21 protein-coding genes and 1 pseudogene are annotated in these 26,538 nt (G+C 53.7%); 10 read left to right on the top strand and 12 right to left on the bottom strand.

What is annotated here, in order from left to right; all coding sequences use genetic code 11:
- The first annotated feature begins 93 nt into the window (after positions 1 to 93).
- On the top strand, positions 94 to 1,350 hold the full coding sequence (locus ACWKV5_RS18495) for an integrase domain-containing protein (protein ID WP_483842478.1): 1,257 nt from the start codon (positions 94 to 96) through the stop codon (positions 1,348 to 1,350).
- 167 nt (positions 1,351 to 1,517) lie between these two features.
- Here the strand turns inward: ACWKV5_RS18495 and ACWKV5_RS18490 are convergent, their stop codons facing one another.
- The 6 genes from ACWKV5_RS18490 to ACWKV5_RS18465 all read right to left on the bottom strand — a co-directional run bounded on the left by ACWKV5_RS18490 (position 1,518) and on the right by ACWKV5_RS18465 (position 10,113).
- Complete coding sequence (locus ACWKV5_RS18490; RefSeq protein ID WP_483842477.1) at positions 1,518 to 1,787, bottom strand: hypothetical protein; 270 nt, start codon at positions 1,785 to 1,787, stop codon at positions 1,518 to 1,520.
- On the bottom strand, positions 1,784 to 2,764 hold the full coding sequence (locus ACWKV5_RS18485; RefSeq protein WP_483842476.1) for an integrase domain-containing protein: 981 nt from the start codon (positions 2,762 to 2,764) through the stop codon (positions 1,784 to 1,786). The genes ACWKV5_RS18490 and ACWKV5_RS18485 overlap by 4 nt, the downstream gene beginning before the upstream one ends.
- On the bottom strand, positions 2,748 to 3,101 hold the full coding sequence (locus ACWKV5_RS18480) for a hypothetical protein (RefSeq protein WP_483842475.1): 354 nt from the start codon (positions 3,099 to 3,101) through the stop codon (positions 2,748 to 2,750). The genes ACWKV5_RS18485 and ACWKV5_RS18480 overlap by 17 nt, the downstream gene beginning before the upstream one ends.
- A complete protein-coding gene (locus ACWKV5_RS18475; protein WP_483842474.1) occupies positions 3,088 to 4,494 on the bottom strand; it encodes a YfjI family protein in 1,407 nt (468 codons plus the stop codon). Before ACWKV5_RS18475 ends, ACWKV5_RS18480 begins: the two co-directional genes overlap by 14 nt.
- A gap of 1,420 nt (positions 4,495 to 5,914) precedes the next feature.
- Positions 5,915 to 7,762, bottom strand: a complete 1,848-nt coding sequence (locus ACWKV5_RS18470; protein ID WP_483842473.1) for a UvrD-helicase domain-containing protein — start codon at positions 7,760 to 7,762, stop codon at positions 5,915 to 5,917.
- On the bottom strand, positions 7,759 to 10,113 hold the full coding sequence (locus ACWKV5_RS18465) for an AAA family ATPase (protein WP_483842472.1): 2,355 nt from the start codon (positions 10,111 to 10,113) through the stop codon (positions 7,759 to 7,761). The genes ACWKV5_RS18470 and ACWKV5_RS18465 overlap by 4 nt, the downstream gene beginning before the upstream one ends.
- Before the next feature lie 342 nt (positions 10,114 to 10,455).
- On the opposite strand from ACWKV5_RS18465, the gene ACWKV5_RS18460 reads away from it, so the two are divergent.
- The 3 genes from ACWKV5_RS18460 (at position 10,456) to ACWKV5_RS18450 (ending at position 13,444) form a co-directional block, all read left to right on the top strand.
- On the top strand, positions 10,456 to 10,674 hold the full coding sequence (locus tag ACWKV5_RS18460; protein WP_105705360.1) for a hypothetical protein: 219 nt from the start codon (positions 10,456 to 10,458) through the stop codon (positions 10,672 to 10,674).
- A 689-nt stretch (positions 10,675 to 11,363) separates the two neighbouring features.
- Positions 11,364 to 12,713, top strand: coding sequence for an AAA family ATPase (locus ACWKV5_RS18455; protein WP_483842471.1), 1,350 nt, complete (start codon positions 11,364 to 11,366; stop codon positions 12,711 to 12,713).
- Positions 12,713 to 13,444, top strand: coding sequence for an HNH endonuclease (locus ACWKV5_RS18450; protein ID WP_483842470.1), 732 nt, complete (start codon positions 12,713 to 12,715; stop codon positions 13,442 to 13,444). Before ACWKV5_RS18455 ends, ACWKV5_RS18450 begins: the two co-directional genes overlap by 1 nt.
- Positions 13,445 to 13,879: 435 nt before the next feature.
- Here the strand turns inward: ACWKV5_RS18450 and ACWKV5_RS18445 are convergent, their stop codons facing one another.
- Together ACWKV5_RS18445 and ACWKV5_RS18440 are read right to left on the bottom strand one after the other, a co-directional pair.
- Positions 13,880 to 14,773 carry a TIR domain-containing protein gene (locus ACWKV5_RS18445; protein WP_105709274.1) on the bottom strand — a complete coding sequence of 298 codons (894 nt, stop codon included), beginning with the start codon at positions 14,771 to 14,773 and terminating at the stop codon, positions 13,880 to 13,882.
- 431 nt (positions 14,774 to 15,204) lie between these two features.
- Positions 15,205 to 16,509: a hypothetical protein gene (locus tag ACWKV5_RS18440; protein ID WP_483842469.1), complete on the bottom strand. Its 1,305-nt coding sequence runs from the start codon at positions 16,507 to 16,509 to the stop codon at positions 15,205 to 15,207.
- 254 nt (positions 16,510 to 16,763) lie between these two features.
- Here ACWKV5_RS18440 and ACWKV5_RS18435 point away from each other — a divergent pair, with 254 nt between their 5' ends.
- The 3 genes from ACWKV5_RS18435 (at position 16,764) to ACWKV5_RS18425 (ending at position 21,387) form a co-directional block, all read left to right on the top strand.
- Positions 16,764 to 17,132 (top strand): 4-fold beta flower protein, encoded by a 369-nt coding sequence (locus ACWKV5_RS18435; RefSeq protein WP_483842468.1) that lies wholly within the window; start codon positions 16,764 to 16,766, stop codon positions 17,130 to 17,132.
- 177 nt (positions 17,133 to 17,309) lie between these two features.
- Entirely contained in the window at positions 17,310 to 19,082 is a 1,773-nt protein-coding gene (locus ACWKV5_RS18430) for an SIR2 family protein (protein ID WP_483842467.1), read from the top strand.
- Between the two features lie 358 nt (positions 19,083 to 19,440).
- Positions 19,441 to 21,387: a tetratricopeptide repeat protein gene (locus tag ACWKV5_RS18425; protein ID WP_483842466.1), complete on the top strand. Its 1,947-nt coding sequence runs from the start codon at positions 19,441 to 19,443 to the stop codon at positions 21,385 to 21,387.
- 40 nt (positions 21,388 to 21,427) lie between these two features.
- On the opposite strand, the gene ACWKV5_RS18420 is transcribed toward ACWKV5_RS18425, so the two are convergent.
- The 3 genes from ACWKV5_RS18420 to ACWKV5_RS18410 all read right to left on the bottom strand — a co-directional run bounded on the left by ACWKV5_RS18420 (position 21,428) and on the right by ACWKV5_RS18410 (position 23,461).
- Positions 21,428 to 22,681, bottom strand: a complete 1,254-nt coding sequence (locus ACWKV5_RS18420) for a hypothetical protein (protein ID WP_483842465.1) — start codon at positions 22,679 to 22,681, stop codon at positions 21,428 to 21,430.
- A gap of 212 nt (positions 22,682 to 22,893) precedes the next feature.
- A complete protein-coding gene (locus ACWKV5_RS18415) occupies positions 22,894 to 23,250 on the bottom strand; it encodes a 4-fold beta flower protein (protein WP_483842464.1) in 357 nt (118 codons plus the stop codon).
- 67 nt (positions 23,251 to 23,317) lie between these two features.
- On the bottom strand, positions 23,318 to 23,461 hold the full coding sequence (locus ACWKV5_RS18410; RefSeq protein WP_219094506.1) for a hypothetical protein: 144 nt from the start codon (positions 23,459 to 23,461) through the stop codon (positions 23,318 to 23,320).
- Between the two features lie 354 nt (positions 23,462 to 23,815).
- On the opposite strand from ACWKV5_RS18410, the gene ACWKV5_RS18405 reads away from it, so the two are divergent.
- The 3 genes and pseudogenes from ACWKV5_RS18405 to ACWKV5_RS18395 all read left to right on the top strand — a co-directional run bounded on the left by ACWKV5_RS18405 (position 23,816) and on the right by ACWKV5_RS18395 (position 25,979).
- Positions 23,816 to 24,703 carry a BrxR family transcriptional regulator gene (locus ACWKV5_RS18405; protein ID WP_105709267.1) on the top strand — a complete coding sequence of 296 codons (888 nt, stop codon included), beginning with the start codon at positions 23,816 to 23,818 and terminating at the stop codon, positions 24,701 to 24,703.
- A 542-nt stretch (positions 24,704 to 25,245) separates the two neighbouring features.
- A pseudogene (locus ACWKV5_RS18400) lies at positions 25,246 to 25,706 on the top strand (isochorismatase family protein).
- A gap of 69 nt (positions 25,707 to 25,775) precedes the next feature.
- Positions 25,776 to 25,979: a hypothetical protein gene (locus ACWKV5_RS18395; protein ID WP_483842463.1), complete on the top strand. Its 204-nt coding sequence runs from the start codon at positions 25,776 to 25,778 to the stop codon at positions 25,977 to 25,979.
- 113 nt (positions 25,980 to 26,092) lie between these two features.
- Here the strand turns inward: ACWKV5_RS18395 and ACWKV5_RS18390 are convergent, their stop codons facing one another.
- Entirely contained in the window at positions 26,093 to 26,515 is a 423-nt protein-coding gene (locus ACWKV5_RS18390) for an organic hydroperoxide resistance protein (protein ID WP_483842462.1), read from the bottom strand.
- Between the last annotated feature and the right edge of the window lie 23 nt (positions 26,516 to 26,538).

The raw sequence follows: 26,538 nt of genomic DNA, 5'->3' as shown, positions 1-26,538 counted from the left end.
TTTCGGAGTTCCAGCCGCTTTGGTATCCCAGGTGGTATCCCGGACTGCCAAATGCTATTTTCAGGATACCAAAACGGTGCTGGAGGTATCCCAATGCCTACTAACGCAACCCGCCTCTCCGATCGCCAGCTCAAGGCGGTCAAGGCAACTGGTAAAGACTTCGTCCTCAGCGACGGCGATGGCTTGCAGCTTCGAGTACGCGCCAGCGGCTCGATGATGTGGAATTTCAATTACCGCGAGCCGTTGACCAGAAGCCGTATCAACATGGCGCTTGGTCCATACCCTGACCTCTCGCTAGCCAACGCCCGGAAGAAAGCCGCAGAGGCACGTGAGCTGCTCGCTTTGGGCACTGATCCCAAAACCCAGCGTGATGAGGTAAGGCAAGCCAAACTTGCTGAGACTGAACACACTTTCGAGAAGGTGGCCACGGCCTGGTTCGAGCTGAAGAAAGACTCCGTAACCAAAGCCTACGCCGAAGATATTTGGAGATCGCTGACGCTTCATGTTTTCCCAAGTATGAAAACAACGCCGCTCTCTCAAATCACTGCTCCGATGGTTATCAAGATCCTTCGTCCGATCGAGGCCAAAGGGAGCCTCGAAACCGTGAAACGATTGAGCCAACGACTCAACGAAATCATGACCTACGGGGTCAACTCCGGGCTGATATTCGCGAACCCCCTCAATGGAATTCGGGCGGTGTTCAAGAAACCCAAGAAAGAGAACATGGCTGCGCTACCACCTGAGGAGCTTCCCGAGCTCATGATGGAAATCGCGAACGCCAGCATAAAGCGCACGACCCGCTGCCTGATCGAATGGCAACTACACACGATGACCCGACCTGCCGAAGCAGCTACCACACGATGGGCAGATATCGACTTCAACAAGCGCATTTGGACCATTCCGCCAGAGCGCATGAAAAAGCGTCGGCCGCACACAATCCCTCTTACCGATCAGGCACTTTCGTTACTGGAGACGCTCAAGCAACTCAGCGGTAACAGAGAGTACGTGTTCCCCTCAGATAGAAACCCCCGTACCCATGCCAATAGCCAGACCGCCAACATGGCGTTGAAGCGCATGGGCTTTCAGGACCGTCTAGTCAGCCACGGCTTGCGCTCGATGGCGAGCACCATCCTGAATGAGCATGGCTGGGATCCGGAGCTGATCGAGGTCGCACTGGCGCATGTCGACAAGGACGAAGTTCGTAGCGCCTACAACCGGACGGATTACATCGAACGCCGACGACCGATGATGGCTTGGTGGAGTGAACATATCCAGAAGGCGGCCACCGGCAGCCTGTCGGCATCGGCCATCAATCAAACCAGAGATCGCAACGTCGTACCGATTCGCTGAACATCCAAAAGGTACGCGCCACCGGCTACGATCCGTGTCGTGTAGTAGGGCGAAAGGAGTGACGACAGTTGCCAGATCTCTGGTATGCCTGCGCCTCTTCAGCCAAGCCCCTGAGTATGGGAAGGCTCCGCATTCCCGTACTCAGGGGCTCACGCTTAAAGCGTCTATCAGGCAACCACGACTTTTGCCTTTCTACGATGGATCAACCCTGCTGTTAACTCGTAGTAGTAGATGGTAGCTGGAGCTGAGCATCGCAAATAGTGCTCCAGAAACCATCTCACGTGCTTTTCTCTCCAGGACCAGGGAGTCGCGCAACCCCAGCGTTCACGAATCACCTCGTGCATCCTTTCTGCTTGCCTGATGTGCCGCTGCTGCGTGGCATGTGCACCTTTGAGCAGGGGGCGCAGGAACAACGCTATGTCGAACTCGGCCGTCATCGCCGACCTCCGATGTAGGCACTCACCACATCGATACGGTTATGTCCCAATTCGTGGCTGATCTGCTGTCGTGCACGCTGATCAAGCTCTCGATCTTCTCGATGAACACGACCGCCATTGACGGGTGCATTCAAGCCAGTCAGTTGCTCATAGCGCTCACAGGCGTAAGCCGCCTGTAGCTCATGAAAGCCTTTCAATCCATGCTCATGCAAGATGTCCCGTGCCGGTCGCACAACTGACTGCATAAACTCTTTGTAGCTCTCGTTGGGGGCCAACAGGTTCCGACTGCCACTGGGTGAAGCCTCCCAGGCCCTATCCAAAGCGCCACGAATTTGATCAGTAACCGCGATCCAACGCGGTGCTGACGCGCCTGATCGACCGCCTTTGGTGCCGTCCTGGATGTTGATCTTGTCCAGTTGCCTGGCCTCACGTTGCAGTCGGGGCAGGTCCGCCAAGATCGCTTCACGCAGGCGCATACCAGTATCCCGGGCCAGACGCACAATTGCGGCCACACGTTGCTGACCTCGCTCTGACAGTACGAGTGCGATCAACTCGATCTGAGCACGATCTTGGCCTTGCGGTGCCTCACTACGCACGCTCGAACGCTGTAGGCCTAGCGCCTTGCTCGGACTGGGGATTTTGACGTACTGATCACCGCGCAGCGCGGCCATAGTGCGGTTCACGCTGGACAGGCGGTTCTGCGCGGTGGCGATGCCGACGCTGCCCTGATCAACCTCCTCCCGCACGTGGACGGCGTACCGCATGAGAATCTCGCGGTCGATCTGGCGCGCGTCATTGAGTCCCGGTCCTTCATCCGATCGACACCATTGCACGAATGCCTGCCAGCGATCGCTATGGGCTTTGACGGTAGCAAAATGGCCGTCGCCAAACAGATCTTTCAAGGCTTGCGGTCCGGCATAGCTGAGCTGGCGACCAAAGCCGAAATTGCGCCCCGCTCGCTTACCGACGCGAGCCATTTTTCTGTTCCTGATCGACTGCAGCGAGCTCATATAGAAGGGCTCGCCAGTGTGCGCTTACGATGGCGAACTGGGCCCAATCAGTAGGGCGAAAACACAGCGTGTTGTCGACGACGTAGAGATGCGCCCCCTCCTTTTCCAACCACTGGATAATGGCTGTCGTCGAGGTGATAGTTTTACGAACGTTGGCGACAGCGGCGACAGCGGCGACAGCCCTTGTCCTACCTGGCTTTGAGCGTGGCGACAAAGTGGCGACACTCGCGGCGACAAACCGCGCTTTCGGCTCCTTTTGACGTTGAGCTAAGTGGTTGCGCAGTGCTTCATCAAGATTGAACATGGCGCACCTCGAAGGTATGGCCGTCGGTAATCAGCCAATGATGATCAAGCAACTCGACCAGAAGCTTGGTGGCATGGCGACTGCTTTTACGGGCAAAGCGGGGACCGTTGCGGTTCAAGTCTCGAATACTAAAGCGCTTCCAATCTTTGACCTGCAGCCAGCGCAACAGCCGGTCCGCCTCCTCCTTAACTCGACAAACTGGCTCCTGCTCAGTCAGGCGCTGGATCTCGGTGAGGTAGTAGCCGACTAAAGCGGAGGCCCGTTGGATATGATCGACCTCTACCATGCCGCTCTCCTCCACAACTGCGAGGATGCCGGCGATGCGCAGTAGGTTATCGGCGGCCTTCGATCCGCTAGGCCGTACGCTGGCCAGTTCTCCAAACTCACCCAGCTGGGCCTCGATAGCATCATGCAGATCAATCCAGCGACGGCGGGCCAACGGACTGAGGGTCAGCGGTGATAGCTGCAGGGCACCGTCAGCAGAAAGAGACCAAGGCTGACAAAACAAGGCCGAAAGGCGGTGGTGATAGCGCTTTAGGGCAGCGTCTTTGGATAAGTCGACAGCCTGATAGCTACGTTGTCCAGCCAGGCTGGTGGGCCAGGTCATCAAGCAGCGTCCGAGGATGCCTTGCCCCTGCAGCAATGGGTCACTGATTAACTGCATAGCCAAGTATGGTTGCAGCATTAGGTGCAGGCTTAAGCGGCGATCGTAGGCTCGCAAGCTTTCACCAACCATGGAGCGCGCGCGATCTATCGGACTGCCATCCCAAAGTGACGACAAGGTCGTGACCGCTTTCAAACGGTTATCTCGACTCATGGTGCTGCTACCGAGGAACTGTCCGCCCTCGTCACAGAACAGGCCCATGCTCGGTAAGTCATGACAGAGCCCCTTCACCAGGGCCTCGATAGTCGGGTCAGTGGTGATCAGCCGAGGGGCCGAGGGCTCCGCTTCGAGCGGTACGTTTATTGTGGGGTCGGGCTCTGCAGGGTTGATGCGCTGCGCCTGTCGCTGGGCGACACGGTGCCGGGAGAGTTGTTCGCGATAACGCTGCCACTGTTCACGCTCCCATTGCCGCGCTGGCAGCAATGCGCATCGATCTGCCGCGGTCTTGCGATCACCGGACGCGGCCACTGTGATCAAGTACAGCGACAGGGGGTAGTTTCTCCCGTCGAGCTGTAAGCCCGCGTGACCTTGGGTGGCCAGCGCCGAAGCGGCCAACACCGACTGAGCGGCCAGCGCCTGGGGCACGCCGATGACCTCGGCCATGCGCTCCACCGCAGGCCCAAGAATCTCACCCAGTGCCTGCACCGGATAAGGCTGGGCCACGGGATTCGCCTCAATCAGCGGTCGAGGCGGTCGTGGTAGTTCAAGCTTCGGATCTAACTGCTGCATGGGTCCTCTCCTCGCTGATTGCTGGCTGTCCTCACGTAGTCCCGCCACGGCTGTTGAGTGTTATCAGGGATCAAGGCCCCTGCGGCCTGTGAGGTATTCACTGACGCGGAACGAACGGCTCCTTCCGACCGGGAGCAAGGGCATGAACCCATAGATCTGGCCTCCTTAGACGCATCCGAAGATGCGGGCGGGTGGAAGCTGTGCCGACTGACGAGTTCGGCACCTAGAGATCTTGGGTGGGAGTAGGCAACAACATCGACACCTGGGGCATGCCTGACTGTCAGTCAGGTGCAGCCTTTCCATAGGCTGCGGCACCGGTGCCTGTGTCGTTGTGAATGGCGACGAATCGGATTTGTCAGGCCGATTGTCACGGGGAGAGTTGCGGCAATGCCTTGTACGACGTGGCTTGCAGCAGCGGTACGAGCGCCCGTCTCTTTCCAAGAGAAAGAGACGGGCGCAGTCTGGCGCAGCGAAGTGCGTCGAGAGGTGAGGTTGCTGCAACGCAGCGAGGTAGGTCCATCGTCTGCCGCAATGGACAGATAAGTCGAGTAGGCATCCACCACTCTTGGGGAGTGACCGTGCGAGCCGCCGGACGCTAATCGCACTTCGGGAGAACCACCAACAAGTGGCGTAGCCTTAAAGGTTCTGGCTACCTGGGTTGGTGCTGTCAACGACAGCGATCCGTGCGCCAATTTTTATACCCACTCGAAAAGGCGGTCAAGCGTCACGGCCAAAGCGCTCAGAAAGTGGCGACTGTCGCCACTTTTGTCGCCACACTTCAGGCCCTGTTCTGCATGGGTTGTCGCCGCTGTCGCCGCTGTCGCCACTCCTCCATCCATGGCCCCACGAAAAGATCCGCTCTGACACTGGAACGGCACTGCGCTCGGTATAGATCGAGGGCATGACGGCGTGATGCTAATTAGAATTGAAATAGGATGGTGGAACGAGGTGGCTTCGATAAAGAGCGAGTGAACCCTCCGATCGGCGCGATCAAAGATCGCTGGATCGGAGGGTTTGGCGGAAAAAGCAAATCTCAAACGTCAAATACAACCTAAAGCATCAAGACTGGTTGATTGGGAGGTGGCGGCTTCACGCCGCAAGATCAGCGCCTGTTGCAAGCGCGAGAAAACCGGCCTCGACGCTTCCTGAGAATCACCTGGGCGATGACGCTTTCGGCTCTGCGCCAGCGCCCACCATAGCGGTATTGATGAACCGTAAAGCCAAGTCTCCGCACAACGAACGCCGTCCTCAATCATCGGGCTGAATTCATTGCCCCATGGAGTTCGGATACCGGGACAACCTTCAGCGGACGGCACTGAGCAGTACTCACCGATCTGTTGACAAACGCGTGGAGCAGGGATACCGGGCATATATCGAAACGTCAGACCCCAGACGCCAAGACGCGCCGTTAGCGACAAAGTTATAGCACCTCGATCTCCTCTTCACGCAGCCATCCTGCCTTGATGACGCTTTGGCGCGCTGCTTCAGGATTCTGGGTATAGAAAACAACTGCCAGGCTTTCCTGTGCACGACTGCAAGTCACGTAGAGCAAGCGACGCGTGCGGGTCAGTGCGTTGTCGGCCCCCTCGGCTTCTTTTTGGAGGTCAGCAGAGGAAGGTAGCTTGACCCCAAGTGCCTTCTCGTAACTCCACAAGAACCCGGCTGCTTCCTCATCGTCGATGATGACCATCACCCGAGGGAACTCCAGCCCTTTCACCCCCTGGTGGGTACCATAAGGTGAGAGCTCGCTACAGTATTTGGCATACGCGTTGAGCTGGGAAAAGGGGCTGCCGATTAGGAGCCGGTAGGCATGGACTTCCAGCACTTCCCGGTCACCACTCTCGGGGAAGTCTGCAGTGGTCGCACCCATCTCGAATGCGGCCTGAAGCCTTTCAGGTACGACCAACAACTGCGTGCGCAGCAACACGCCAACCACGTCCTGAATTAAAGGATCATTATCGACAAAGAGCGCTAACAAATCCTGAGTGCCGGCGCGGGCTTGGTCTATTGTCGTGATCTGGTCTGGCGCTGTGGCTAGGCGCTCCTGGGACAGAAGAGGCGAGCGCAGTCTCACAACTTCCATCAGTTGGAATGAGTCGATCTGAGCCGCTTGGATGATTGGAATGACCCCATCCAGGAACACTCTGAGCGCGGAAAGCGTGCCATCAAGCAAGCCGGTTCTGAGATGTTCAACCTGGTACAGCGGCACGAACATGTCATCGAACCCCATTCGTCGGCTCGCCATCTTGTGTTCAAGAATCAGCGTCTTTCGGCCATCCATCCCTGTCTTCCAAGCGGGGTCGTGAGTGATATCGGCCATGCAGTTGGCAATCTGATTCTCTACCTCGAATGTCGAGGCGGGCTGGCTTCGAACGCAGTACATTCGAACGGTACCCGCCGGCGCATCATCCAGCGGCTTTTGCTGGTGCTTGTCGACCTGCGCTCGGATCGCATTGATGAGCTCGACAACCCGTACCGGGCAACGCCTATTGTAAATCTTTTCGGGCTTCGCCCAGTCGGGTGGAACGGCTGAGTCGAGGTGCTGCTTGCCATGACCGTAGATGCTTTGCATGGTGTCACCCAGCAGGCCTAGGCAGAAGCGATCAGAGGCTTGAGCCTGCACTACCAAAAACGCATCCATAAGTGCGGCCATGGTGTCCTGGCTCTCGTCGATCAGCAGCACCGGATGTTTATCCACCAAGACATCAAGCAGTGGTCGTTGTTGGATGAAGGCTGCCGCCAGTCCTATCACGTCGGAATGATTCAACGCGTGGTGGCCACGGTTTTCGCCCGTAGGGCTGTAGGTAAAGTCAATTACGTGCTCGACGTTATCGAGCCGCTTGATCTTGCGATCCCTCTCTGCCTTGTTAGCCCTAGAGGTTTTGTTGTCCCCCTTAGCCTTTGACAGTTTCCTCTCGAGCTCATCGATGTCTTTGGCCAATTTCACGCGCAACCAAGCGCGGATGTCATCGTTGAAACCCTTGATCATCTCCCAGGCAAAGGAGTGGATGGTTGAAACCCAAACCAATGGGTCATGCTCCAATCGACGCATGACTTCTTCAGCCGCAGCGTTGGTGTAGGTGATGATCGCAATTTGTCGTCCCTCAACCGTCAGTTGCTCATGCGCCCTGCGTTTAAACCCTCGTACTGCCTCAACGAGGGAATAGGTTTTCCCCGAACCGGCGCCGGCGTACAAGAAAAAGCTCCTGGGGTTATCCAGGTCGAGGCATTGCTGGATAACCTCATCGGCATCTGGCAAGGCCGTCATACCTGAACCTCCGCAGAGTTGGTTGTTACAAGCACTAGCTCTGACTGCTTCTTGCGAAGCTTTGACTCAAGCCAAACCAGACCTTCCCGGATGTACTCAGGCACCGTCAGATCCGGAAAGCCCGGATCACCCAGCACCTGCAGAGCAAATTCAGCCTTATTGCCGTCTCTCAACGCTTCAAACAAATCGTCAGCGAGATCTTCCGGGGTCTTGGACGCCTGAAGTGCCTTGGCAAAGCGCCCCACCAAGCCGCGGCCGGAGCGCTCTGCGAAGTGAGCGGCATTGCTAAGCACCAAGCTGTCTTCAAACGTGTTGGCCAGCACTTCCACTGGGCCAGTATTTGCCCCCGGGAGCTGTACAAGGATCGGAGTCTGGTAGGCCACTCGGATTGCAAAGAGCTCATCGAGCTCTTGCCATTTAGCCTCATCAGCCAGCTCCAGCAGGCTGTCTACTTTGACTGACTCATCTTTCATCCTGAGCCAGTGCTTTAACGTAGGGTTATTGGTCGATAGGTCGGCACCTCGACGGACTGGCATTGCGGCTTTGTTCTTGCCTGCATCCAAATCGGTGATGACCAGCGTAACGATGCCGAGAGCATCAACCAGTGGCCTCAGTCGATGGGCATGGCTTCCCCCGATATCAAGGGTCGTGATGTAGCACTGGTCGAGGAACTTGAATTGCGTGCGCAGGAAGTGCGGCAACAGCATCCGCTCGGCAGCCCCTTCAACTAGAATCACCGCATCGGCAAAGAAAAGGTCTGCATGCTGCGCCCTCAGATAACGGGTGACGAACTCCCTCGTATAGGAACCTTCACCGAAGACATTTGAAAGGTTAGACACGGTGGACACGGGCACTTGCACACTGTCCATACCCGCTGGCAGGCGTCGGAAGTAACGAAGGTTCTCGTACTCGACCTCGTGAGTGACGTGACTAGAATGCGTGCTCACGAGCAACTGCGTTTTGAGGTTAGGGTGACGCTTAATCAGCTCATCTTCGCAGAGCACTTCATACGCATGCCGAACGAAGACTTGCTGCACCTGGACGTGAAGGTGAGCCTCCGGCTCCTCGATCAATACCAAGTGGATGGGTTCTAACCCGACAGTGGTCTGCTCATCGGGGTTTCGGTGTTTCTTGAGCCAGTCATCGCGAAAGCTCATTAGACGGAAGATCATCCAGATCAGGTTTTGGTAACCCAGGCCGTTTGAGGTTTCCGGAAGCCGCAAGACTGATGCCCCTGGTGCTGTGTTTTTTGAGTCGACCTCGAACAACACCGCGGCTTCATGATTGAGCCCATCCGTAGCGGCGAGTTTGGCCTGAAGCGTGATGGTAGGGTCACTGCGGCCCGGATACCCGAGTGTTTGCACTTGCAGGAGCGCCGGGCCGAAGCTGGTGCTGAGGCGAGAGTTGAAGGCCGATTGGGCGACCTCGATTGCACGCAGCGCTTCCAGGTCAGACACTTCGGGTGTGTCCCCTGGATCAAGATGCTTGTGATAGTAAGTGCGAAGCTGTTCCGAAAGTTTTTTACCCCCATTTGACTGAGAGTCGGTCTGACCATCATCGCCATGGTCGCCAAACCCCCGCTGGGCGTTAATTTCATGGATTTTGATCAGTCCCTCAAGAGGATTTTTTTCGAGTGGTGACGCTGTTGGCGAAAGCCTCTGGGGCGCCGCTCTGCGCATCATCCTGGGAGGGGTGTGAAGCTTTCCAGGATCCAGCCGGTAAGAGCGCAACTTGAACATTTTACCGAGCCGGCGGTTCAGGTAGTCGGTCAGGTTCTGAGGCCAAAGGCTCAAGCTGCCTTGGGTTTGCATCTGCACAGGAGTATCTGTGCCTGAGGTTGTCTCCCCACCTTGAGGGCGCCCGATCATTTCGGGGTTCGCCGCCAAGACAGCCTCGAGAGTTCCGACCCGATCGCGCTGCTTTCGGTAATCGGTGAATAGTTCGGTCATGTCATCGGGCTCCAACCGGAACCGCATTCCAACGAGACCACCGCTCCATTCGAAGTTAGGGATCAGGTCGCGGATGTAGTGAAATTCGCCAGGCTCAGCTGAGATCCAGATGTCGAGATGGGGGAGCCAGTCGTCCCAGTCATTGGCTATCGGAAGGTCTTCGACGCCGTTTGCTGCTTCCCAAGCACGGCCGATCTCATCAATACGGTCGAAATGGCAGAGGGTCAGATCTTGCAGCCTGATTCCAGAGGCTTTACCGCTCAAAAATTTGCGCAGTGCAAGCATTGCGGAGGACTTTCCACTGTTATTCGCGCCCACCAAAAGAGTTGTTTTCTCGGAAAGATCTATCCGTATCGAATGGAGCTTACGGAAATTGGCAATTTCCAGATGCTTGATCTGCATGCGTCGTCCTTGAGCCTAGGGTAGTGTCACAATGCTAGTGAATGTAGCGTGAAAGAAACGAATGGCAAACCGTCCGACGCCCGTAGTCCGGTGGACAACGTGATCATCAGCTGAAATGGACATGCGTCTCGAGTCCATTGAAGAGAGCTTGAAAGGATGTCTCTGCATCATAGCGAGAAGGACATGTGCAACCACATAGTCCGGTGTCTTCGACAGGGGCCTCACCTAAGCCCATGGCAGCGGCTAAAAGGAGTCGCTCAGGCGCATCGGTAGCGTCATCAAAGCACTGTGTAATGAAGACTCATACCCACTAACACGATGATCACAATTCAAGGAGGCACCATGGTTGTATGTGAAGGGCAGCTCGATGGGGAATTTAAGGGCTTTGAGGATCAGGACACCATCTTCCATTTTTATGGCGGACAGAAGTGGCGCCAGGCGACGTACTACTATTACTACCACTACGCCTACATGCCCAGAGCAAAAGTGGTAAGGGAGGGTGGCAAGCTCATGCTCCATGTCAACGGTCTGAACGTGAGTGTCGAGGTGGTTCAAGCTTGACCTTAACTGTACAGCAGATAGCTCCCCGAGCAGCGTGGGTCGGTGCACCTGCCTTTATTTTGACTTCGAGAGACTCACACCCATACGATAGCTCGATACCCTTTTTGGCGGCCTCCAGCAACTCCTCGATGTTGTGGAGTGACCATTGGTTAGAAGTCGAACGGCAGCCCTTCACATCATTCACGACGAACCCTACCGCGCAGGGTGTGGCCGGATATTCGAGCCACACCACCTGGTTATCCTCTTCATCCGGGGGCGCAAGTGGCCCTGAAGCGATACAAGCGGCCCTTCGTGGTAGGCCGCTATCGGCCCAGGCTGTGTGAAAACGTTTTAGAACAGGTTTTACGGTCAAAACCAGAACAAAAATCGCGTTCCTACGCAAATTTCAGGTCTGCTGATTAACCAAGCACTGGTAGATTTTACGTAGCAACGCAGACTTGAAAATGGTGCCTGCGTTTTTACACAGCCTGGGCCAAAAGCGGTCGCTCGACAGGCGTCACTCACGAGCATTAAGCTCGACCTCATTAGGGTGATGCCGCTAGTGAATACATGGAGTGCGATTTTCGCTCCGATTCAGACCGACGAACCTGCTCGAAAACGTTTTCGCACAGCCTCGGCCAACAGTAGCCATTCGATGCGTCTACGAAAGTAGGTAAGATTCATAGGTACTATTTTGGAAACAGTCATCAATGTATATCACTGAAATTGAAATCACTGACCTCCGAAGCTTCAAAGGTACCCAAAGCGTGTCTTTGGCCCACACAGATGGCGGCTACGCTGGATGGACTGTTTTTGTAGGTAGAAACGGGGCAGGCAAAAGCACTCTTCTTAAGTCGATCGCTCTTACTGTGATCGGCCCATTGGCGTCTAGGTCTCTAGCAGGAACTTTCACGGGATGGGTCCGTACAGGTGAAAAGGTAGGTACCGTGGCCGTTCGGTTAGAAGGCGACAAGAGGGATAGCTTTCAACCTAGTGGTAGAACCACAAAAGAACCATTTTGGGTCGGCCTTCAATGGACTTCAGCTATCCACGGGACATGGTCCAGTCAATCTAGTGACTTTCTCGACCGTTGGATGAGTAAAGAGCCCAAAGGACGTCAGAAGATTCCCGATAGAGGTCCCTGGGCAGATAGCCCAAGTGGATGGTTCATCGCGGGGTATGGTCCTTATCGCCACCTTGGTCCTCCACCTGCAGAAGTAATCAAGCTAAGTGGCGACCCTGTTCTTGCTCGGCTTGTGAATCTTTTCAATGAAACTGCAACGCTTTCAGATGCCATAGATTGGCTGAAGCAACTTCATCACCGTAGCTTGGAAAAAAGACCTGGTGCCGAAGTTCTAAAATCTACAGTTCTTGATATCTTAGGTGAGGGGTTGCTTCCTGACGGAAGCGTCATTAAAAAAGTTAACTCTGATGGATTGTGGATCCAGCGTGACGGCGTTGAACTTCCACTCGAGGAGGTCAGTGATGGTTATAGGACCGTAGCTGCTTTAGTTGTCGACATACTGAGGCGGCTACACGAAGCTTATGGAACACTAGAAATATCGAAAGATGATTCCGGGAAGTCTATCTGCAATCTTCCCGGGGTTGTTATCATCGACGAAGTAGATGCCCACTTACATGTGGTATGGCAGCAGCAAATAGGATTCTGGCTAACAAAAACCTTTCCAGCAATACAGTTTTTAGTTACCACGCACAGTCCTTTCATCTGTCAAGCGGCAAGTGCTAACGGAATTATACGTCTTCCGGCGCCTGGTGACTCGAGAAAAATTGAACATATAAGTGAAGTTACTTGGAGCGCGGTCGTGAATGGTGGAGCCGACGACGCTGTAATGACGGATTTATTTGGTTTAGAGCATGCTCACTCCGAGCGCGCAGAGGAACTGCGTCAGGAAATTGCAGCACTGGAGGCTAAAGTCATACGAAATATGGCTAGTGAAGAAGAGATAACAAGATATGAAGTGCTTAAGGACTGCCTTGGAAACGACATGAGCACTCTAGCGGACCGAAAATTACGAGCTATTTTAGGGGCCAATGGTTAATGCGTCGTCTGATCAGACCGACTCTCACGACAAAAACTGTCAAGGCCCTAGGTAGGGTAACCAACCGAGTGGTGGCAGCTCAGAATCCTAAAGATCAAGCTGAGAAAAGTTGGGATAATAAACCTAATGTAGCGTTCTCAGAAGTACGGATGGAGCTTGAAAACATGGCTTCTGGACGAAGCCGGTGCATGTACTGCGAGGATAGTTTCGGAACTGATATAGATCATTTTTGGCCTAAGGCAGATTATCCTGAACGAGCTTTCCTTTGGGAAAATTACCTTTTAGCTTGCAGTTACTGCAACAGTAATTTGAAGCGAAAGTTATTTCCTGTTGATGCAGCCGGCTCTCCACTGTTGATTAATCCTACAGAAGATGATCCCGAGCTTTATCTTCGCTTATTGCCAAGTACAGGTGAGTATATTTCTCTCGGAGCGAAGGGGGATGAGTCAATAAAGGTGTTTGGCCTAAATGACACTGCATCCGCTAGGAATTTGCCAGATGGTAGAAAGCACGCACTGATCTGTCTACTGGCACTCCTGAAAGATTACGATCGAGTGTTTGCAATCGATGCTGATAAGGCTGAAGAGATTCGATTGGCAGCTAAAGGATTTCCGTTTAGCGCAGTGCTAAGTTGGCTAGTTACAACCGCCAAACTTCCCGTCGGATCAGTAATTTTGGGAGCAGATGTAGTAAGCCTTATTCAGACTCATCAGGTTGAAGGGTGGCTGTAGCTTTAGATCACCCGTAATCGACTTATGCATAATCTGTCTTTGACGACTCATTAGAAAGCTTAGTGGTACGACGCACGGCCATTTCCGATTACTCGCCCGCGCGCCTCGCTGCGGCTCCAGATCTATACCCTGAAAGTGTGTGTGGGGGGCGAGCATATCGGATTATCAACCGTCCTTCTCAATGCCGCGTCCTCAATTTGCAATGGCTAGCTGAAGCATTTGTCATATACCCATTTGAGCAATCCCGCTAGTGTTTGCAATAGGATCAGCAGTCCCGCCTTGATGTAGTCCAGATCTTCAGCCCAGTTCCCAACCCCGACGCCGTGCGCTCACCACGAGATAGAGCAGCGCAAGGCGTTCATATTGCTTTGCAGCAAACCCGGGGGTCGGCGCGTCGTAGTCATTCACTTCCTTTCCGGGGTTGGTATTTTCGGGTCACTGCCAAAGCTTGTTGGCATCAAAATCCAGTTTCGCGGCTTTGAGTTCTTTCACCAGTTTTGTCTGCCAACCATCTGCCGAATCCATCTCGGTATAGATAACGCCATACAGGTCTGAGGGGATTTCAACGTGACCTTTGCGCAAAAGACATACACGGCCTCTGCCCAACTTCCCGGCAAAAAAGCCAAGCTCAAAAATGACGTTCTGTCGAGCTCTAGGATCCGGAGTATCCGATTTTGCGGATTTAGCTAGATCGTCAGGCGTTAACAACACAACAGCAAAACCGACATCACCCGCCGAATTCTCGAATTTCTCGATAATGGTTCGCCCTTGGTCAGGCTGCTCCTTAAGGATAATGGCCTCTAAACCCAGCTTTTCGAGGAAGCGAGCAAGGCCTTGCAGTGCCGCGTCATCGTGGCCATGCACCACAAACACACGACGTGACAAAGTTGACGTGTTGGGACTTACCGTAGGCTCGGGTTCACGGTCAAGTACATGATCGGCAAGATCTTCCCTCAGAGTGCGCTGCGCCTCTGCAAGCATAAGGATCGATTGCTGGATATTATCCTGAGTACCTGTCACGTAATGATGCCTAAGCGGGTAGTCATGCGAGTAATACCCGGGGAAGAAATGCAGTGTTGCTGCGTCTCCTAAGCGGTTGAAAACCGATGTATTTTCGCCAAAACACCGCTCTAAGGTGTCTTTAATTGCGGCCGAGAGGGCCGTTAGCTTTGGAGAGTCGCCCTCATCATTGAGCTCAGATGCATCGAAACTTCTCAACTCGGTGATGCGATCTTGGAGACGTTGAATCCCCCGCTCAATTTGGTCTGGGGCCAATTTCAGTTTGGGAGCAAATCCAGTAGTGCCGGTCGGGGATTTAGCGCGAGCCATCAGGTGAATCCTTTCTTATCCTATGTGTGATAAAGAGCATTATCAGACATTTGATGACCACGAGGTAAGCGAACTGAATTCTCACCGTTTTCGGGCAACTGTGAATGGCCTCTTTTGGCGTTAGCAGCCCTTAACAAGGGGCCGCTTCCGGCCAAAAAACTCCTGCCAGGAATGGGAGCTTTGGGTCCAGGCTGTGTGAAAAGGCATGCATAGTTTTATCTGTATTGCTACGTAAAATGTCTCGGCGACTGGATACTCAGCAGACCTAAAATTTTCGTAGGAACGCGATTTTCGTTGCGTTGCTGGCCATAGAATTTTTCTAAACCGTTTTCGTACAGCCAGGGTCGGGACCAGTCATTTGAATGCAAACCAAGCATACGTTCACGCCCTAGGCCGGAAAAATGGAGTTCTATAGCTTGCTGAACCAAATCCTAACGCGAGAGCCAATCATCAATCAGCTTCTGCACTTTCCGTCCATCTACCAACGGAGCGGAGTGAGGGCGAGCCCTTAAGATAGAGCGCAACTGATCTGGTGTAATGCAATCGAATGTTGCACCTACATCAACCCCGAATCCTTTCTCAAGTTCTAATTTCATGTTTGTTACGACGCTGCAACAACCCATGCATATTTGGTGTATCCCTCTCCAAGCGGTGCTTAGTCGCGTCGGTACATGGGTATGAAAAGCCACCTTACCTTTCATGAACGTCACGACCTCAAACTTCAAGCGCTGGCAAATTGGGCACTTCCAAGACTCCTCCAGCTCGTTCCACATCCGCGCACACCCTGGCAACGACAACAACATAGCCAAGTAATTCGCCGGAGGGATGCTCCCTGCAGGCTTACTTTCGGTACGCCACCGACTACGGTTGGCCTGGTGAACAATATTGCTCCTCGACGTTTCGCGGCTTAATAACGCGCCATTCACTAGCTCCAAACCGCCGTATCTATGGTACCCATTTGATAAAGTCGGAATTGCAACTGTCCCGAACGGATACCTTTCATACCAGTAGTCTTGCAGAACTGCCGCCTTGGCGACCTGATAAACCAATTGCATTCTCGCCACGTACGACGGCCGTGCGAGTCGCCACAGCGCCATCACCTTTGATTCATCTATACGATGTGATACATGCTTACCAACGTTAGTAAATTGCCGAATCTGCCCGATGGAAAAGGATTGCCATTCAACACGATCACCTCTGGCGGACAGGATTTTTTTTGCTGCCGCATCAGCGTTATTACAATCCTCACAAATCAAAACCGCAGCATAAGCTGAAAATGCCGGCGCCATTCGTTCGATCAGCGCTAACCCCGTATTTGTTGGCTCTTCAGTACCACTCTCAATAAAAACCTGATTAAACGCTGCTTTGAGCGCGTCGGCCATGTGATCGTGATGCTCAACTAGCTTCGCAAGTATTTGCCCCTTACTTCCGAGCCTGGAAATCTCAAACTTACTTCTTTCACAACATGGGCATCTCCAATGCTGAGAGGTCTCCACCCAATTCCTGTTCATTTCAAAAAGCTCAACCCCGTGGTGCTTTTTTATTTCACAAGACAAAGGTGATCCCACACCATCAAGTGAATCTAATGTTCCATCATTTATGCATTGAACCGCCAATTTCAGCGCGGTCAATCTTTTTTCTTGAATCGCCTCGTAGCACTCCTCATTCTGTTTTGCCCAGACCGCTAACGCATTAAGGTGCCCAGTCGGATTAATTTTCTCTTCGGTTTCGCCCACCCCGCCCCCCCTGTATCACTTTTGAAAATAGCCACAAAAATCAACGCAAATTTGCTCATCGTCGCCCGAGTGGATTGATTGCGCTTACCAATGACGACGTTGGATTTCCGCAGTTTCTGAAGACCAAAAATTTTACTAGAAGTGGGCGTTTCAGGACGCTCTTCGAAGGGTCGCTGAACCTGAAATTTCCACCCTCCACTCTCGTCGTGATTTCACACTGCTAGCATGACAGATTCACTCTAGAGGAAATTGTCATGCTCTATCCGTTATTCGATCAGAACTGTGAATTGATGGCTTGGATTGAGCCGGGTCAGCATATTTTTGACTCACACATGAATTGGATTGCCTACCTTGCAAACAATCATGCTTGGTCTGCTGAAACCGGTAATTGGCTGGGAACGGTTCGTGGGCTGCTATGCATGGATCATGCGGGAAGACCGGTGCTTTGGAACCCAAATGAACGAGTAATGGGCACCGCTCGCCCAACTCGGCCAGCTCGGGCCTCTAGAGCGTCGCGCCCTTCTCGTCCGTCCAGACCTTCGCGTCCGTCGCGACCATCGAGACCTTCTCGCCCTACGGGCGGATGGTCCGACCTAACAATGTTCAGCTGGCTCGCCCAATAAGAGAAACGCTTATGAAATGGCTCCCGGCGGTAACCCGCCGGAAGTCGCGTGAGAATTAAGGATAGATAGCTGCCGCTCACCTTGAACAGCGGTCTTCAATTACACTCCCTATCGCATAGGATAACGGCCTCTCAGAACGTAGCGGTCGGACGCTTCCAGCCTCTTAAGGACTACGGCATGACCACTATTGCGACTAACCCAACCACCCAGCTTGCGTTTTCCATGTATGAAAACAAGGGTGTTTACGCAGTGCTCATTGGGTCGGGCGTGTCGCGCTCCGCCGGCATACCCACGGGTTGGGAAATCACGATGGAGCTGGTGAAGCGCGCCGGCATCGCAGAGGGCGTAGGTCATCAGGATGATTGGCTCGCATGGTACTTAGGTAAGACCGGGCAGCAGCCCAACTACTCTACCCTCTTGGAGGCCTTAGCCAGCACGCAAACAGAAAGGCGCGCAATTATTCAGGGTTTTTTGGAGCCAAACGAGCAGGAATTGGAAGACGGCCTCAAGATGCCAACGTCCGCCCACCGGGCGATCGCGGCCATGGTTAAATCCGGCCATGTGCGCATCATCGTCACCACCAATTTTGATCGATTGATGGAAAACGCTCTTCGTGATTTGGGGATCGAGCCTACAGTGGTGAGTTCGATTGACACGTTGGCAGGCGCGGAGCCACTCACTCATACGCAGTGCTACATCTTGAAAATTCACGGCGATTACAAAGACGCCAGGATCCTTAATACGGATGTTGAACTGGGTGACTACCCGGCCGAATTCAACGACCTTCTTAACCGAATTATCGACGAGTTCGGACTTATCGTTGCAGGCTGGTCAGGAGAATGGGATCACGCTCTGCGCTCCGCGTTCCTTCGCGCACCCAATCGGCGCTACCCTACCTTTTGGCTGGCACGGGGACGCCTATCCGAACGCGGTGCAGAACTCGTGACCCATCGTCGCGCGACTGTCGTCGGTGGCACTGACGCCGACACTTTTTTTGATGGACTGAATCTGAAATTAGAAACCATTCAGCAGTCCCGCTATACCAATCCGCTTGACATAGATTTGGCTATCGCCATGGCGAAGCGTTTCATGGCCAAGCCCGAGCACCGGATTCAACTGGATGACTTGGTGACATCTCAAACTCAACAAGCCATTGCGCACTTCGCCCCCTTGTTTGCCTCCAGCGAGGATCGGAGAAGCCAGTCTTTCACTGACTGGGTGCTTGCGCACGAAGCCGCCATCGAACCATTGGTAAGACTTGCAACAGTATTGGGTCGTTGGGGAAGCGGCGACGAATTGGGCCTGGTGCTCGACTCAATCAAAAGCCTTTACGCCGAGGCGCAAAAAAACCAGTCCGGATATACCCATTGGCTGGCGTTGAAGAACTATCCAGCAGCGTTAGTTTTCTACGGATACGGATTGGGGCTCACAAGGGCGGGACGTCTGAATGAGCTGTATAAGCTCTTCAATACGACCGTGATTAATCGGCGCGAGCTGCCGACCGTTGTCGGTGTTGATCTTTCACCATTCTACTTGGAAGCGGGGAGCAACCTTACACCGCACTGGAAGGGCTTCGAGGGACAGACGAATTCCCAAACGCCTTTGAGCAACCGGTTGGCAAGCGTCCTGTGCCCGAGATGGGCACCCGCCTTCGCCGGCGTCCATGATGCAGACTTGCTCTACGAACGGTTTGAATTTTTGTGTCTCATGAGTTTCGTAAAAGAGCGCGGCGTTACCGAGGAAGTGCTCAACGATATGATTGAGAAAGGACAGTTCCGGCAGATCGCCGTCGGACGTCTGTCTTGGCATTCGGAAACCATTAATCGCTTTGCACATGAGTACTCGACGCATGAGTACAAGATGCCCCTTCTGGAGGCTGGATTCGCGTTCGGCAGCGAAACCTATCTCCAGAGATTCCTAGAGGGTCTTCAGCGAGTGTCTCGATATTGACCTTGCAAGGGATGCGGGTCCTGCGCCTCTCACCATTACAGGCAAAAGGCGGCCGATTTGCATTCCGTAACGAGGGGCTGCCATCGGTCAAGAGCAGTCGTCGGCTTTCCAGTCACGAACGCCCCAACAACACATACTCAACGGGGGAGTGGCGAGCAAAGAACCGAAGACACTTCGCAGCCTCCTAAGGGCGTCAAGGGTGCAGGGACACAATCGCACGTGAAGCCCTCCGTGCCGGCTGAAGCACATAGCTGTTGTCGCTAATAGATCGATAAAGGCGTAACTATCCTCGTCACAGGACCTGCTACTATCCCGCAGAAATACCATGCATTAGCGCTCAGTGCCTAGAAGATAGAAGATGGATCACCTTGACGATCTGCCAAAGCGTCACAGAAACCATGCAACGGAAAGCAAGGCCGAAGCTGCTTTCCAGAGCTTGTTATCGAATTCGGAAGAATTTGTCCTGCAGGCTTCGGACCGCAAGGATTATGGAACCGACTGCCAGATCGAGGTTATCGATCGCGAAAGCGCGACCAACGTCAGGATCCACGTCCAATTAAAAGGAACGGAAAGGGACGCAAATGCTGACGGGTCGGTCAGTATCGAGATAAAGCGGGCCAATCTTAATTACCTGCTGATGCAGCCTCATTCCTTCTTCGCCTGCTTTCACATTCCGACCGACACGCTGAGGTTCTGCTCCGCCGACACTGTGATACGGAAGTACGAGCATAGCGGACAGAATTGGACGCAGCAGCAAACGCTCACCGTGACCTTCGCGGAGCTCCTTACTGACGCACGCCTAAAGTCCCTGGCGGCTTTGACGAAATCCGGTGCAGCGTCATTGAGGGGCATGCGGGTCGCACAAACAACTGCTCGTCCCGAAGATCTGCCCAGCATCGTAAAAGCTGCCCGCCCAGACCTGCATGTTCCGGAAGATGGAGCGCAGGCTGCAGCGATGCTTTCTAGCCTTTATAACAGCGGCGCGGACGACATGATCAGCTCCGCGTTTGAGAAGTTCGCCTCCGTTCTACCTCAAGATAATGATGCGCTGATTTTTTGCTACCTGGCGGAGATCAATCTCGGCATGACTGGGCGGAGCGGCAAGGCTGCACGCATCTCGGATGGCATTTCCTATCTCATGTCCAAGCTCGACACTGGCGGGCTTGATGTGGGAAACCTCCAATACTCGATTGGCAACGGGCTCTCGGCGCTAGGACGCGAAGATGAAGCCATTAAGGCATATGAGATCGCTCTTCAGCACCTGACTGGCGACGACGGCAAAATACTTCTGGCGGAGTGCTACAAGAACCTCGGTTCCAGCTACGAGAAGCTAGGTGACGGGGAGAACGCAGCCGAATCTTTCTGCGAGGCGTTGCATCACAACCCTCAACTTCCAGAAGCGCACTTCGCCCTGGGACTCCATTGCCACCGAAAGGGCGAATACGGAGAGGCGCTCGAGCATTTCGACAACGTGGTTTTCGCCGAGCCTACTCTGGGAAAACGATCTTCGGTCTCGGGGTGGCGAGTAAACGTCCTCTTCAATCTCGGTGACGGGAAGGCGGCGTTTCGCGAGATCAATACGCTACTGAGCGATGCGGGAGAGGAAGCCTGGATCTGGCCATGGTGCAGTCAACAGGTCGCCAGTTTCGGGCGCACCTCGCTAGAGAATGCGCGGCTAAGTATTCCGTTCTGGGATCGATATCTGAGGGCTCATCCGGACTGTCCCAGCGGTGTGCGAGAACGGCTACTGAACAGGCTGTACTTACGGTCGGAAGGTTCGGCCGTGGATATGACCTATCCCGCGTTCAAGACTGAGTTCGAGGCAAATATCCAGCATGTACGGGCCGATGAAGCCGCTTATTTGTGGGATCGTCTGGGACATTGGGCGCAGGACAACGATAACTGGAACGAAGCAGAGAGCTGCTTTCGGGTCGCATATGATCTCGAGGGCGGGCACTATGGCTATTGCCTCGGCACGGCGCTGAACTTCCTCAATCGACCCGAGGAGAGCTTGCCGATTTTGCTGCCCCAAGCCGAGGAGATCCAGCCGGACGATATGAGTTGGTTCCAGGTCGCAGTAGCCTACGAGAAACTGGGACGCGTGCGCGATTCGATCGATGCCTATATGAAGGTCATTACGCTGAACTCCAACTACGAGCTAGCGTGGTTCAATATGGGCGGAGTACATTGGAACGTCGGGGAATTGGAAGAAGCTAGCCGGGTGTGGAAGACTGCTGTAGACAGATTTCCAGATCACGAGCTGACGGCTCTGCTCCGCCGCGATCTTCCCTTTGCCCTTCGCTAGGTGCGATATGCTTTATTGCCGCCGTCAGACAAATCATCACCTACTTTTTGGCCAACTGCAGTAGCCTAAGGCGATCCTCCGCCAGAATTCTCTGCACATTCTCCAGGCTTCTAAGATCCGCGCGCTGGTTAAAGGCGTCTTCCTGCAAATTCCCTGAAAAACCCGCCATACGCTTGTGCCCAATCAAGCTCGCCAGCCAACCAGTCAACTCATGATTAAAGAATGGATACGCTCGATGTGAATCAAGATGAACCGCTACTGCGCGCAACTCAGTCAGACAAATGACATCAACGATGTCCTCATCGAAGGTGATTAAGCGGTCTAGGCAGAAATCTACTCCCTCCAAGTGTCGGGGATTCGACAGCGACTCGATGAGCCTCAGTATGTACAAATCCCAGGCGCAGTTATTGATGATGTGGAGCGGATCTTTCTTGTCCAGCACCGAGTTCAGTTTTTCGGAAAGCTTTGTTTTCTTGGTATGGAAGAGAATATCGGCACATACAATTAGCTCGCGCAGCATGAAGATTCGCAGCTCATCGTGCATGAAGCTGAGCAGCGCCTCCATCTTGGCCTCCGGTGACGCTGAAGAGCTACACTCGAGAATCTTGGCACGTAGAATCATGCATTCTGCGGCCGCAGCTTGCTGGGCAATCGCGACGCCCAACCCTGCTTCCAGATTGCGCGAAAACCCGTCGATCCACTCCTCGGCGAACGCCTCGGCACGTTTTTGGTAAAGGGTGCGAAACCGTTCTCCCCAACCCTCACTCAATGGGGCTTCATCAAGCGACAGCGCATGTACAGCAGCAACCGTTTCTTTGCAAAACTGCCGGGTCTCGGGGGACCACTTTTTCTGCGCTTCACACAGGTACACATATGAATTCAGCCTCGCGAGATCATCCACGGAGAACATCCGCTGCAGATCTGCACGCACAGCGTCGAGTTCAGGTGAAATACGTTCTGCATACGACAGTTTGCGAATGTAGCTGGCCGCATTCGAATCCAAAAAAAGCGAGCCACCCAGTATGTAGTTAACCCGTGTTTCGGACAAAGCGAAGGCTTTGTCCAGAATCCAGACGGACTTCCCGCGCAGCATGGTCGAAACGAAACCTTTCTGAGAAAACTTCTCCCGTACCAAGCCAAATGGCCCACCAGCTTCATCCGCCGCGTACATGATGCGCCAGTCACCTAGCAGCTCAACATGTTCCTGGAAGCGGTCCAGCGCTTCTCCTGGGTTATCTGCGGAGCATACATAATGAAGCGCTTGTTGGATCTCGAACTCGCCGTATCCCTTCATCAGAACCTCATCTTTCCTTAGTTTAATTAGCTACCGCGCAATCTAAGTTATCTTTGCACTCGAGAGGATGCCGCTTTGTAGCGCGCGACGATTTCCCCACCACAGCACAAGAGTGGCATCCGAGAAGTTCTATAGGGAGACTCAGCTCTGTCTCTTAACCCATGCCACCCGAAAATGGCGCCCATACGAGCACCATTAAATCGAGCAATTGTTCAGAGGAAGAATTGTTGCCCAGAAAGCTGCGACCAGTTGCTGTCAAGCATTGGGCGTAGGGGCTGGAGCTGCCGAAGGCTCTTGAGAGGCTTAAGCTGCTTGAGACCTTTCAGGGGCTTCAACTGGCACAAAGGTCTCATGGGGCCGCCAGTAGCATTGTTTGAAAAAAACACTACCTGACCGCGGTTGTCACGTATCAACCCATTAGTAATCCGGCCGAGATGTTGTCCCGTGTACGAGTACAGGGAGTCATCATGAAAATACCCAACTGGTGATCCACCGAAGGTAAAGATATGGACACCGTCATCGGTATAGGCGATAGGGACGCCGCTGCGATCGTAAAAATCCTGACTCATAGGATTGCTCCATTCTAAAGGGAGTGCAGGGCATCAACTGATGCCCTGGGTCAAGCGGGGCGGCTTGTTAAGCCGATTTGGGGCGAAGAACGATGCGAAACGGCTGGCCGTTCGCTCGTCGTATCACCTTCCCAGACTTGGTGCGGATGGTCATGCGGTAGATGACCTGCCCTTCCTCGTCCGGTTTTTCGAACATCTCTAGCTGGGACATGATTCGTCTCTCACAGAGATAGGCTCGAACACAGAACTCGCTCCCTTGCGAAAGGACCCTATAGGGGCTACCATCACAACGCTTTTTCTGAAGCGCGAGAGACATCTGGAGCCTGTTCAGACGTCTTTTTTCAAAAGCCGATCAAGTTCGTACCTTGGTCGGCTTTTCTATTTCCGGGTCACTCTCTACCTCTGGCCAACCTCTTTTGGAGATTGTTCACCTGCTCAAGGCGAGCATGAACCCCATCCATAACGAGATACTATCATCATCATTTTGATTACGTCAACCAATCATGTGTTATCTTTGACACATGAGTGATTGGTTTCATTCGATGGTCGGCCAAACGGAGAAAACATGATTGACCTCAGCGATTACAGCAAGGCGCAACAGGAGCGCCTCGCCTTCATAGACTTCCGTTTGTTTTTTTTGGGGGTTGTATCGCGCATGGATTTAATGGAGCGTTTTGGCGTGGCTTCAGCGGCAGCTACGCGGGATTTTGCGCTTTACCGTGAGCTTGCCCCCGAAAACACTGAGCTTGATCCGGTTACCAAGCATTACATTATTCGTGAGCAGTTTGTCCCCCAGGTAGCGCATAATTCCGAGCGCGTGCTAGTTACGCTTTCGCAAGGGTTCGGCGATGGCGTCGACTCTGGGGAGGGCTCGTTGATCCGACACGAGTCTGTGTCGTTACTTAGCCGTCCTAAGATCGAAATCCTTGCACCAGTGACGCGCGCAATTCACCTCAGGCAGGTGGTAAAAATCGACTACATGTCGAAATCTGGGCATTCAACGCGAGAGATTGTTCCCTTTGCTATCGGCTGTGATGGCCTTCGTTGGCATGTCCGGGCATTTGATCGCAAAGGCAAACGTTTCTCAGACTTTGTGTTCACTCGCATGAGCAATGCCGAGATCTCTGTCGGTGAGAAACCTAGGACTGAAGAGAGCTGGGAACAGGATGATCAGTGGAATCGTATGCTGGATCTCCCTATCATTCCACACCCAGACAAAGACTCCACTGAATTAGTCGTATTGGATTACGGGATGCGCGACGGACTTATGCGGCTTCGTGTGCGTGCCGCGATGGCTGGTTATGTGCTGCAGCAATACCATATCGACTGCTCACCCGATCACAGCATCAAAGATTATGCCTATCGTTTATGGTTGAGCGATCCGCTGGCTCTTTATGGTGTAGAGAGCGCAATTTTTGCACCAGGATACACAAAGCCTACAAACAGCGTCTGATCAGTGCTACGCGTGGCGCGAAGCGAGAGGAAATCGCACGCTTCACGTGTTAAGCGTGGGCAACTCAACGTCGGCCATTGTCATTTATCAAGTAGGCCGACGCATTACTACATTGCATCTTTGATCCCGATTAGATGATGATCTAGGGCGGTACAGGTATTCAAACCCTGCCTTACCTTATTCGGTTGGCTGCTTTTTGACGTTTGCGCCTGTCGCCACCGAGAGCGATGCACAGTTCACTGCTAATCATGACCTCGAAGTAAGCTGGTCAGCCTTAATGCGTTCAATTGTCAGATTAAGTACAAGCGGGCGCGGGGATAAATTAGAGTGTAATTTCGCAAGGTATTCCAGTTGGTATTCCACCTAAAAATAAAAACCGATATTAATCATACAAATCAATAATATAGTGGCTTGATTCAAATTACCCCGGCCCACCAAATACGAAGCAAGACAAAACCCGCCAAGTGCGGGTTTTGTTGCATCTGGGGTTTGGTATCTGGTGGTCCGCCCATCCCCGGCAAACATCGAACCCGGAGCCCTCCATGCGTCAAGCCCTGCTGATCATCGACGTCCAGCCCAGCTTCGCCCCGCCGCAATGGCTTGTCGACGGCATCCAGACGCTCATCGGCACCCTACCCAGCGTCGCTACCGTCGAGCGTCACGACGAAACCAAAACCCATTCCAAAAACAACTCGGCTGTCACCCGGCGCCGGATGATGCCAGCCTGATCGCGGCCGACCGCATCTTCATCAAGCACGGCTACGCGCCAACGCCCGAAACCATCGAATACCTGAAAAACCTGCAAGTGGATCGAATATTGGTCTGCGGACTGCAAACCGAGACCTGCTGCCTGGCCGCCGGGTTTGCGTTGTTTGACGCTGGGTTGCAGCCAACGTTGATTACGGATTTGACGGAGGGGTCATCGCTGGATCGAACCGGCGAGCTGGGCATCAGGCTTTGGGAACACCATTTCAAGCACACGGTGAAATCGACCGAGTTGTAATGCGCACAGGTATTGGGCGGTTCTACACAATCAGGCCTATGCTGGCGTTCTATTCGCAAGGAAGCCGCCATGAAATTCAACATGCTGATTGTCGCGTTAACCCTTTCCCTGTCGTCCGGGTGTGCGTACTACAACGACCGCACTACCGACACCAACAAGACCGGGCGAATTACCTGTGATGCCGAACCGGCCAATCAGCCGGGCTGTTATACGAAACAATCGAAGGATTGGAATTGGGGCGGGTTGAAGTTTGGGGTTGGGGCTTCGAATTAGTTTCAGGTCCTACATCGCGATGGCGGTATGTCAGTCGGCATCCATGTTGAATGAACAACCGCCATCGCGATCAGGCTCACTCCCACAAAGGCGAATCCAGTGTGAGTCAGGGTCTAGACCACTTTCAGATCCACCTCAACATGCCCACGGGTCATCCGCGAATACGGGCAGATCTGATGCGCAGCCTCAGCCAGTTCACGCTTCACCCCGTCCTCCAGCCCGGGAAAGTTAATGTTCAACCTGACCGCCAACTGAAAGTCCCCACCACTGGTTTTACCCAGATCCACCTCGGCGTCCACCGAGGTATCTTCCGGCAATTTGATTTTCATCTTGCCCGCCGCCACCTGGATCGCGCCGATAAAGCACGCCGAATAACCCAGCGCAAACAGTTGCTCCGGGTTGGTGCCGGGTTTGCCCGAGCCGGGTGAGCTGAAGGCGATGTCGAGTTCGCCGTCGCTGGTTTTGCCGGTGCCGGTGCGGCCGCCGACGGTGTGGGTTTTTGCGGTGTACAGAACGGTTTCCAGTGCGGTACTCATGGCCGTGACTCCTGAAGGGAAGC

The sequence above is a fragment of the Pseudomonas oplopanacis genome (assembly GCF_057128725.1).
The sequence above is the reverse complement of the archived record's forward strand: the minus strand, read 5'-3'. Positions and strand labels throughout refer to the sequence as shown.

Excerpts from the sequence above, each read along its gene's own strand:
- ACWKV5_RS18495 (WP_483842478.1), top strand. The coding sequence starts at position 94 with ATGCCTACTAACGCAACCCGCCTCTCCGATCGCCAGCTCAAGGCGGTC.
- ACWKV5_RS18490 (WP_483842477.1), bottom strand. The coding sequence starts at position 1,787 with ATGACGGCCGAGTTCGACATAGCGTTGTTCCTGCGCCCCCTGCTCAAA.
- ACWKV5_RS18485 (WP_483842476.1), bottom strand. The coding sequence starts at position 2,764 with ATGGCTCGCGTCGGTAAGCGAGCGGGGCGCAATTTCGGCTTTGGTCGC.
- ACWKV5_RS18480 (WP_483842475.1), bottom strand. The coding sequence starts at position 3,101 with ATGTTCAATCTTGATGAAGCACTGCGCAACCACTTAGCTCAACGTCAA.
- ACWKV5_RS18475 (WP_483842474.1), bottom strand. The coding sequence starts at position 4,494 with ATGCAGCAGTTAGATCCGAAGCTTGAACTACCACGACCGCCTCGACCG.
- ACWKV5_RS18470 (WP_483842473.1), bottom strand. The coding sequence starts at position 7,762 with ATGACGGCCTTGCCAGATGCCGATGAGGTTATCCAGCAATGCCTCGAC.
- ACWKV5_RS18465 (WP_483842472.1), bottom strand. The coding sequence starts at position 10,113 with ATGCAGATCAAGCATCTGGAAATTGCCAATTTCCGTAAGCTCCATTCG.
- ACWKV5_RS18460 (WP_105705360.1), top strand. The coding sequence starts at position 10,456 with ATGGTTGTATGTGAAGGGCAGCTCGATGGGGAATTTAAGGGCTTTGAG.
- ACWKV5_RS18455 (WP_483842471.1), top strand. The coding sequence starts at position 11,364 with ATGTATATCACTGAAATTGAAATCACTGACCTCCGAAGCTTCAAAGGT.
- ACWKV5_RS18450 (WP_483842470.1), top strand. The coding sequence starts at position 12,713 with ATGCGTCGTCTGATCAGACCGACTCTCACGACAAAAACTGTCAAGGCC.
- ACWKV5_RS18445 (WP_105709274.1), bottom strand. The coding sequence starts at position 14,773 with ATGGCTCGCGCTAAATCCCCGACCGGCACTACTGGATTTGCTCCCAAA.
- ACWKV5_RS18435 (WP_483842468.1), top strand. The coding sequence starts at position 16,764 with ATGCTCTATCCGTTATTCGATCAGAACTGTGAATTGATGGCTTGGATT.
- ACWKV5_RS18430 (WP_483842467.1), top strand. The coding sequence starts at position 17,310 with ATGACCACTATTGCGACTAACCCAACCACCCAGCTTGCGTTTTCCATG.
- ACWKV5_RS18425 (WP_483842466.1), top strand. The coding sequence starts at position 19,441 with ATGGATCACCTTGACGATCTGCCAAAGCGTCACAGAAACCATGCAACG.
- ACWKV5_RS18420 (WP_483842465.1), bottom strand. The coding sequence starts at position 22,681 with ATGAAGGGATACGGCGAGTTCGAGATCCAACAAGCGCTTCATTATGTA.
- ACWKV5_RS18415 (WP_483842464.1), bottom strand. The coding sequence starts at position 23,250 with ATGAGTCAGGATTTTTACGATCGCAGCGGCGTCCCTATCGCCTATACC.
- ACWKV5_RS18410 (WP_219094506.1), bottom strand. The coding sequence starts at position 23,461 with ATGTCCCAGCTAGAGATGTTCGAAAAACCGGACGAGGAAGGGCAGGTC.
- ACWKV5_RS18405 (WP_105709267.1), top strand. The coding sequence starts at position 23,816 with ATGATTGACCTCAGCGATTACAGCAAGGCGCAACAGGAGCGCCTCGCC.
- ACWKV5_RS18395 (WP_483842463.1), top strand. The coding sequence starts at position 25,776 with ATGAAATTCAACATGCTGATTGTCGCGTTAACCCTTTCCCTGTCGTCC.
- ACWKV5_RS18390 (WP_483842462.1), bottom strand. The coding sequence starts at position 26,515 with ATGAGTACCGCACTGGAAACCGTTCTGTACACCGCAAAAACCCACACC.